Here is a 6,767-nt window from a genome sequence, read left to right as displayed (position 1 = left end):
GCGCTTGGCGTACTGCACCGGAATCCGGCGCTGACCCTGCTCGACGAAGATGACGCCGACGATGACCACGAGCGCGGCGCCCGCGACCAGCGCGGTGGTGATCCAGCCGCGGCTGTCGTAGATCTGCTTGCCCTCCGAGGGGATACGGGCCGCGATGCCCGCGAAGATCAACAGCGACATGCCGTTACCGATGCCGCGTTCGGTGATCTGCTCGCCGAACCACATGACCAGGGCCGCGCCCGAGGTCATGACCAGCACGATGATGATCATGCCGAAGATCGAGGTGTCGTCGAGAATGTCCTTGGGGCAGCCGCGCAGCAGCTGACCACGGGAAGCCAGCGCGACCAGGCCGGTCGACTGCAGCACGGCCAACGCGATAGAGAGGTATCGCGTGTACTGGGTCATCTTGTTCTGACCCGCTTGGCCTTCCTTGCGCAGTTCCTCGAATCGAGGAATGACGACGGTCAGCAGCTGGATGATGATGCTCGCCGTGATGTACGGCATGATGCCGATCGCGAACACCGAAAGCTGAAGCAGCGCACCACCGGAGAACAGGTTGATGAGCTGGTAGATACCGGCGGAATCACCGCCGTTGACGATCTTGACGCACTCTTGAACGTTCTTGTAGCTGACGCCCGGCGACGGCAGCGACGCACCGAGCCGGTAGAGCGCGATCAGTCCCAGCGTGAAGAGAATCTTCCGCCGTAAGTCCGGGGTCCGGAAAGCCGACACGAAGGCGGAAAGCACAGATCCTCCTGGCTAACGACATGGGTCAGGCCACGGATTCAGCGATGATTACGCCGAGAACCATGACGGTGTTGGCAGACAACACTTGAACTCTAACAGCGACACCGGGCGAGCTCGCGACTCGCCCGGTGCCATTGCTATTTCAGGTTACCGTCAGGCCAGCTCGGTGGCAGTGCCACCGGCCGCGACGATCTTCTCCTTGGCGGAGCCGGAGAACTTGTCCGCCGAAACCTGCACGGCCACAGCGATTTCGCCCTCGGCGAGCACCTTCACGAGCTCGTTCTTGCGAACGAGGCCCTTGGCGACGAGCTCGGCCTTGCCGATGGTGCCGCCCTCGGGGAACACGCGGGCGATGTCACCGACGTTCACGACCTGGTACTCGGTGCGGAACGGGTTGGTGAAGCCCTTGAGCTTGGGCAGACGCATGTGAATCGGCATCTGACCGCCCTCGAAGCGGACCGGGACATTCTTGCGAGCCTTCGTACCCTTGGTACCGCGGCCCGCGGTCTTGCCCTTGGAACCCTCACCGCGACCCACACGGGTCTTCTCGGTCTTGGCGCCGGGGGCAGGACGCAGGTGGTGCAACTTGATGGTCATGCTTAGACCTCCTCAACTTCCACGAGGTGGCGCACGACGTTGATCAGGCCGCGGTTCTGCGCGTTGTCCTCACGCGTCACGGACTGGCGGATCTTGCGCAGCCCGAGGGTGCGCAGCGACTCGCGCTGATTCGCCTTGGCGCCGATGCTGGACTTGACCTGGGTCACTTTCAGCTGTGCCATATCTAGACTCCCTGTCCCGCGCGCGCACGCAGCATGCCGGCCGGGGCGACGTCCTCGAGGGGCAGGCCACGACGGGCCGCGACCTCTTCGGGACGCTGCAGCTGCTTGAGGGCAGCCACGGTGGCGTGCACGACGTTGATGGCGTTGTCGCTACCGAGCGACTTGGCCAGAACATCATGGATGCCGGCGCATTCGAGCACGGCACGGCAGGCGCCACCGGCGATCACACCGGTACCGGGCGAAGCCGGACGCAGCATGACGACACCGGCCGCGGCCTCACCCTGAACCGGGTGGGTAACCGTGGAGCCGATCATCGGAACGCGGAAGAAGTTCTTGCGAGCCTCTTCGACACCCTTCTGGATGGCCGCGGGAACTTCCTTGGCCTTGCCGTAGCCGACGCCGACCAGACCGTTGCCGTCACCGACGATCACGAGGGCGGTGAAGCTGAAGCGACGACCACCCTTCACGACCTTGGAGACGCGGTTGATCGCGACGACGCGCTCGAGCTGGTTCTTCTCGGCGGCATTGTCCCGACGATTGTCGTCGCGACGGCCACGGCCGCCACCACGCTGATCGCGGTCGTTGTTGCCACCATTCTGTCCGGCGGGACCGTTGTTTCCGCCGTCGCGCCGCTGACGTCCCGGCATCAGACGTTCCCTTCGTTCGCAGAGTTGATCATCAGAACTTCAGCCCACCTTCACGGGCGGCATCGGCGAGCGCCGCGATACGGCCGTGGTAGTCGTGACCACCACGGTCGAACACGACCGCCTCGACGCCGGCAGCCTTGGCGCGGGCGGCGATGAGCTCGCCGACCTTGGCGCCCTTGGCGGACTTGTCACCGTCGACGGCACGCACATCGGCCTCGATGGTCGACGCCGCGGCAATGGTCTTGCCGATGGAATCGTCGATCAGCTGAGCGTGGATGTGGCGCGAGGAACGGTTGACCACCAGGCGCGGACGCTCGGTGGTGCCTGCGATCTTCTTGCGCAGACGGAAGTGACGACGCGTCTTCGACAGGCGGCGCGCGGTCGAGGCGTCGGTGCCGATCGGCTTGCGAGCGGCCTTCTGCTTTTCGGTTTGTGCCATGGCTTACTTACCCGTCTTTCCGACCTTGCGGCGAACGACCTCGCCGGCGTAGCGGATGCCCTTGCCCTTGTACGGGTCGGGCTTACGCAGGCCGTGGATCACCGCGGCGATCTGGCCGACCTTCTGCTTGTCGATGCCGGACACCGAGAACTTGGTCGGGGACTCCACCGCGAAGGTGATGCCCTCGGGGGCGTCGACCGGAACCGGGTGGCTGTAGCCCAGGGCGAACTCGAGGTTCGAGCCCTTGGCCTGCACGCGGTAACCGACGCCGAAGATTTCCATCTTCTTCTCGTAACCCTTGGTGACACCCTCGATCATGTTGCTGATCAGGGTGCGGGTCAGGCCGTGCAGCGAGCGGTTCTGACGCTCGTCGTTCGGACGAACGACCTCGAGCTCACCGGACTCCGACCGGGTGACGGTGATCGGCTCGGCGACAACGTGGGACAGGGTGCCCTTGGAACCCTTGACCGTCACGTTCTGGCCGTCGATGGTCACCTCGACGCCGGCGGGAACCGGGATCGGCTTCTTACCGATACGCGACATTGTTCCTACCTCCCTTACCAGACGTAGGCGAGGACTTCGCCGCCCACGCCCTGCTGCTTGGCCTGACGGTCAGTGAGCAGACCGGAGGACGTGGAGATAATCGCCACGCCGAGGCCGCCGAGCACCTTGGGCAGGTTGGTGGACTTCGCGTAAACCCGCAGACCCGGCTTCGACACGCGGCGCACACCCTGCAGGGAGCGCTCACGGGAGGGGCCGTACTTCAGGTCGACGATCAGGTTCTTGCCGACGGTGGCGTCTTCGACGCGGTAGTCGGCGATGTAGCCCTCGCGCTTGAGGATCTCGGCGATGTTCACCTTGAGCTTCGAGTGCGGAGCCTTCACCTGATCGTGGTACGCCGAGTTGGCGTTGCGCAGACGGGTCAAGAAGTCTGCGATGGGATCAGTCATGGTCATGTTTGACCGTTACCTCTCTCGCCGCGGTTCCCATTCAGCACCGTCAAAGGGCGGTCGTGGGCCTACGACAAATAGGGGCGGTCCAGCCGGGGTTGCCCGACCGGATTGAGCACTTGCGCCCGGACAACCGCCACACGCGAGAGACGCGTGCGGACACAACTGTGCCCGAGCAACCGGTCTAGTGTAGACAACTGCAGATCAGCGACCAAATCGGGGGCCGAGGAGGAGCTGTGAAACGTGTCATCGGAGTAATTCTCGCCATCTCGTCCGTGACCGCCGGTCTCACGGCGGTGGCCTGCTCCACCACGATCGACGGGCAGGGCGTGGCCAACCAAGCCGACGTCACCTCCTACCGCTCCTCGGTCGCCAGCGTCTCCAGCTCCGCGGCCGCCGCCAGCGCGGCCGCCAACAGCAAGGGCGACGTCTGCGCGGCCTTCCTGACCGGCGCACTCGACGCCAAATTCAAACTCGACACCGTCAAGAAGCGCCTCGACGAGGACGCCGACCACGACGCCACCAAAACCGCCCTCACCGACGCCGCGACCGCCCTCAACGCGGTCGGCACCAAGGTCGGCAACGCCCTCGACAGAAACCAGACCCCCGCCGCCTTCTCCTCCACCCTCACCGAATACGCCCAAGCCGCAACAGCATTCGGCACCGAAATGTCGAACCTCTCCCAGGGCGCCGGCAACAAGGACGCCTTCTTTTCCGCCCAGGACCGCTACTACACCGCCCGAGACGCCGCCCTCGACGCCTGCTCGTGACGCCGACGCTCAGTGGGCGGAGCCGAGGCAGTAGACGTCGGGGAAGGCTAGACCGCCTGGGCGCTGGTAGGTGTAGGTGGCGATGGTGCCGGAGACCTTGTCGCACAGGGATTTGTCGAGTTGGGAGCTGAGGATCCTGTAGTCGGCGTCGGGGCTCGAGCAGGCGGTGATCTCGACGTCGTTCGCGCCGGTCTTCTTCAGGCAATCACCGACCTTGGCGTTGTCGATGGTGCGGGTGGCGTCGGAATCCTTTGCGATCAGGCAGAATACGACGCCGGTGCCGAAGGATCCGATGCCCTTCTTGGCCTTCAAGATATAGCTGTAGGTGGTCTGCGTGCCCGCGACCTTCTTGCAGGCAGCGTCGGGCATGAATTCGGTGGTGTCCAGGCGGTCGAGGACGCGGTAGACGGCGGTAGGGTCGGTGCAGGTCGTCTTCTGGGGGTTGTTGCCCGCGGTGTCGGTGAGGCAATCGCCCTTCTGGGCGGCGTTCGCGGCGCGCGCCGGGTCCGCGCCCTTGACGCCCACGCAGATCGAGCCCTTGCCCTTGTCCGTGTACACGTATTCGGTCCCCGCGACATCCACACACCGCTCGTGCGCCTTGCCGCTCCCGGCCCGATCCAGCACCACGAACCCGGCATCCGATCCGGAACACGACACCTTGTCGAACCCGTCCTCGCCGCTCTTCTTCAGGCAATCCCCCGCCTGCACGGCATCGGAGCCACCCCCGATCAGCCCACACCCACTGGTGAACAGCGCCAACAGCAACGCCGAAACCGCAACCGCCCAACGCATCCGGAACCCTCCCCGTAACCACCCATTTCGGACGAGTGGTCACGGTAGCGTCCCGGTGCGGCGAGAACCAATCGAGCGGCTCAGCGCTCCCAGACGCCGCTGGCGAGGAAGACATCCCACTGGTCTGCCGGGAACCACAGTTCCGGCCCCAGCCCAAGGGCTTTGCTGTCCCTGACTCCGACACGCTCGTCCGCGAGAAATACCTCGACACACTCATTGGCCTGAGCGGATCGACTGGACTTGAACCACTGGCCCGTCGGCGGATTCGTGATCATGCTGAGTGCTCCCTCGCCGTCCTCCACACCAGATCCCTGGTGGCCTCTTCACTCAACGCTACCGCTCGCATCCCCGCTATCGCGCTTCTGTAGCGATCGATCACGTCCTTTCGCTCGAGATAGAGGGCACCTTCCGCACCCTCGGTGTAGACCACCGGCGGTTCAACCAATCTATTTGCCATGGGCGGGAATTCGAGGAGTGTGAACGATTGGACGGCCAGCCCCGGATGCATGCCGGTGTCATGGCGGACAACGTGAATCGAAACATTCTGGCGCTCACCGATTTCGGCGAGGTGCACGAGCTGATCGACCAATACCGCCGAGCCTCCCGGTTGATGCAGCAGCACGGATTCCGACAGGAGTGCAATGAGGTTCAGGTCATCGGTGAGCAGGCGCTGCTGCCGCCGAGCGGCCAGCTCCAAGAGCCGCTCGGTATCGACCGCCGACAGTTCCGGGACCGTGGCTCGGATGATCGCGCGACGATACTCCGGAGCTTGCAGGATGCCCGGCACGAGAACCAGTTGATGGGAGGTCATCTGCGTCGCCGCCGCCTCGAGCCGCAGATAGTGATCGAAGTAGGTCTTGTAGACGTCGCTGTAGCCCTGCCACCAACCCTTGCTCGTACCCTGCGCCTTGGCCAACTTGTGCTGCTGCTTGACGACTTCCCACATCTCCAGCGCCTCCGCGCGCTCGGTCGGCGTCGCCTGATAGATGTCGAGCAGCTTCTCCACTTGCGGCGTAGAGATCTTCGACGGCAGGCCGTCCTCGATCCGCAGGATTGTCGGTGGCGAGACATCGATCGCCAGACCGGCTGTCAGCATGCTCTTCTGCGCCCGCTCCCGAAGAGTTCTGAGAAAGCGACCGAATGCCCTTCTGGGGATGGTAGATCCAGTCATTTCGTTACTCTCGCTATCTGGGTTGATTCGCGATGAAACGTTCCGCAATGCAATTCCGGTGGATCTTCTGTAATCAAGCCATTCTAAGTTCCGCGAAGGCATTCCGAGGTGTCTACTGGGCACCAGGCATGGACGGCGCGCATCCGAGCCATCACCGAATCCGCTCTCCCGGAACACCATCGACGAGGAGATGGTTGTAATGGTTTTGGACACTTGGTCATTGGTATTGATCGCGCTGTCGTTCGCGCTCATAGTCGCGACTGTGCACTGGAGCGTCTCCGCCGACCCCTCCCCGACACCGCCCGCGGCGAGTGACGCGCTCCTCGTCGCGGGCGGACACCATTTTCCCCGCGTCCCGTTGCACAACCGGCACCGCAGGCATGGGCGACACCGGGCCGGGTGACGGTGTGTACTCCGCGATTTCGCACTACCGGATTCCGGTGACGCGGCCGCTGACCGTTCTCGAAATGCG

Annotated in this window: 11 protein-coding genes; 1 reads left to right on the top strand and 10 read right to left on the bottom strand. The window is 64.1% G+C overall.

Annotated elements, in window-relative coordinates:
• From ON43_RS05735 to rpsH, 7 genes are all read right to left on the bottom strand, one after another.
• The coding region (locus ON43_RS05735) for a preprotein translocase subunit SecY (protein ID WP_040804323.1) at positions 1-747 on the bottom strand (747 nt) is incomplete at its 3' end.
• Between the two features lie 153 nt (positions 748-900).
• The gene (gene rplO, locus ON43_RS05730) at positions 901-1,344 is read right to left on the bottom strand and encodes a 50S ribosomal protein L15 (protein ID WP_051177955.1); all 444 of its coding nucleotides are present in this window, start codon (positions 1,342-1,344) and stop codon (positions 901-903) included.
• A gap of 2 nt (positions 1,345-1,346) precedes the next feature.
• On the bottom strand, positions 1,347-1,526 hold the full coding sequence (gene rpmD, locus ON43_RS05725) for a 50S ribosomal protein L30 (RefSeq protein WP_040804320.1): 180 nt from the start codon (positions 1,524-1,526) through the stop codon (positions 1,347-1,349).
• Between the two features lie 2 nt (positions 1,527-1,528).
• The gene (rpsE, locus tag ON43_RS05720; RefSeq protein WP_040804317.1) at positions 1,529-2,173 is read right to left on the bottom strand and encodes a 30S ribosomal protein S5; all 645 of its coding nucleotides are present in this window, start codon (positions 2,171-2,173) and stop codon (positions 1,529-1,531) included.
• A 31-nt stretch (positions 2,174-2,204) separates the two neighbouring features.
• Positions 2,205-2,612: a 50S ribosomal protein L18 gene (rplR, locus tag ON43_RS05715; protein ID WP_051177953.1), complete on the bottom strand. Its 408-nt coding sequence runs from the start codon at positions 2,610-2,612 to the stop codon at positions 2,205-2,207.
• Positions 2,613-2,615: 3 nt separating this feature from the next.
• On the bottom strand, positions 2,616-3,155 hold the full coding sequence (rplF, locus tag ON43_RS05710; protein ID WP_040804314.1) for a 50S ribosomal protein L6: 540 nt from the start codon (positions 3,153-3,155) through the stop codon (positions 2,616-2,618).
• A gap of 14 nt (positions 3,156-3,169) precedes the next feature.
• Entirely contained in the window at positions 3,170-3,568 is a 399-nt protein-coding gene (rpsH, locus tag ON43_RS05705) for a 30S ribosomal protein S8 (protein WP_040804311.1), read from the bottom strand.
• 230 nt (positions 3,569-3,798) lie between these two features.
• Between rpsH and ON43_RS05700 the strand changes: the two genes are divergently transcribed.
• A complete protein-coding gene (locus ON43_RS05700) occupies positions 3,799-4,332 on the top strand; it encodes a hypothetical protein (RefSeq protein ID WP_040804309.1) in 534 nt (177 codons plus the stop codon).
• A 9-nt stretch (positions 4,333-4,341) separates the two neighbouring features.
• Here the strand turns inward: ON43_RS05700 and ON43_RS05695 are convergent, their stop codons facing one another.
• The 3 genes from ON43_RS05695 to ON43_RS05685 all read right to left on the bottom strand — a co-directional run bounded on the left by ON43_RS05695 (position 4,342) and on the right by ON43_RS05685 (position 6,547).
• Positions 4,342-5,124 carry an LppU/SCO3897 family protein gene (locus ON43_RS05695; RefSeq protein ID WP_040804306.1) on the bottom strand — a complete coding sequence of 261 codons (783 nt, stop codon included), beginning with the start codon at positions 5,122-5,124 and terminating at the stop codon, positions 4,342-4,344.
• Between the two features lie 80 nt (positions 5,125-5,204).
• Positions 5,205-5,399, bottom strand: coding sequence for a DUF397 domain-containing protein (locus tag ON43_RS05690; protein ID WP_040804304.1), 195 nt, complete (start codon positions 5,397-5,399; stop codon positions 5,205-5,207).
• Positions 5,396-6,547: a helix-turn-helix domain-containing protein gene (locus ON43_RS05685; protein ID WP_083913180.1), complete on the bottom strand. Its 1,152-nt coding sequence runs from the start codon at positions 6,545-6,547 to the stop codon at positions 5,396-5,398. Before ON43_RS05685 ends, ON43_RS05690 begins: the two co-directional genes overlap by 4 nt.
• Between the last annotated feature and the right edge of the window lie 220 nt (positions 6,548-6,767).

It is taken from the genome of Nocardia concava NBRC 100430 (assembly GCF_000308815.1).
Classification (GTDB): domain Bacteria; phylum Actinomycetota; class Actinomycetes; order Mycobacteriales; family Mycobacteriaceae; genus Nocardia; species Nocardia concava.
This window is presented reverse-complemented; position numbering and strand designations above follow the sequence as displayed.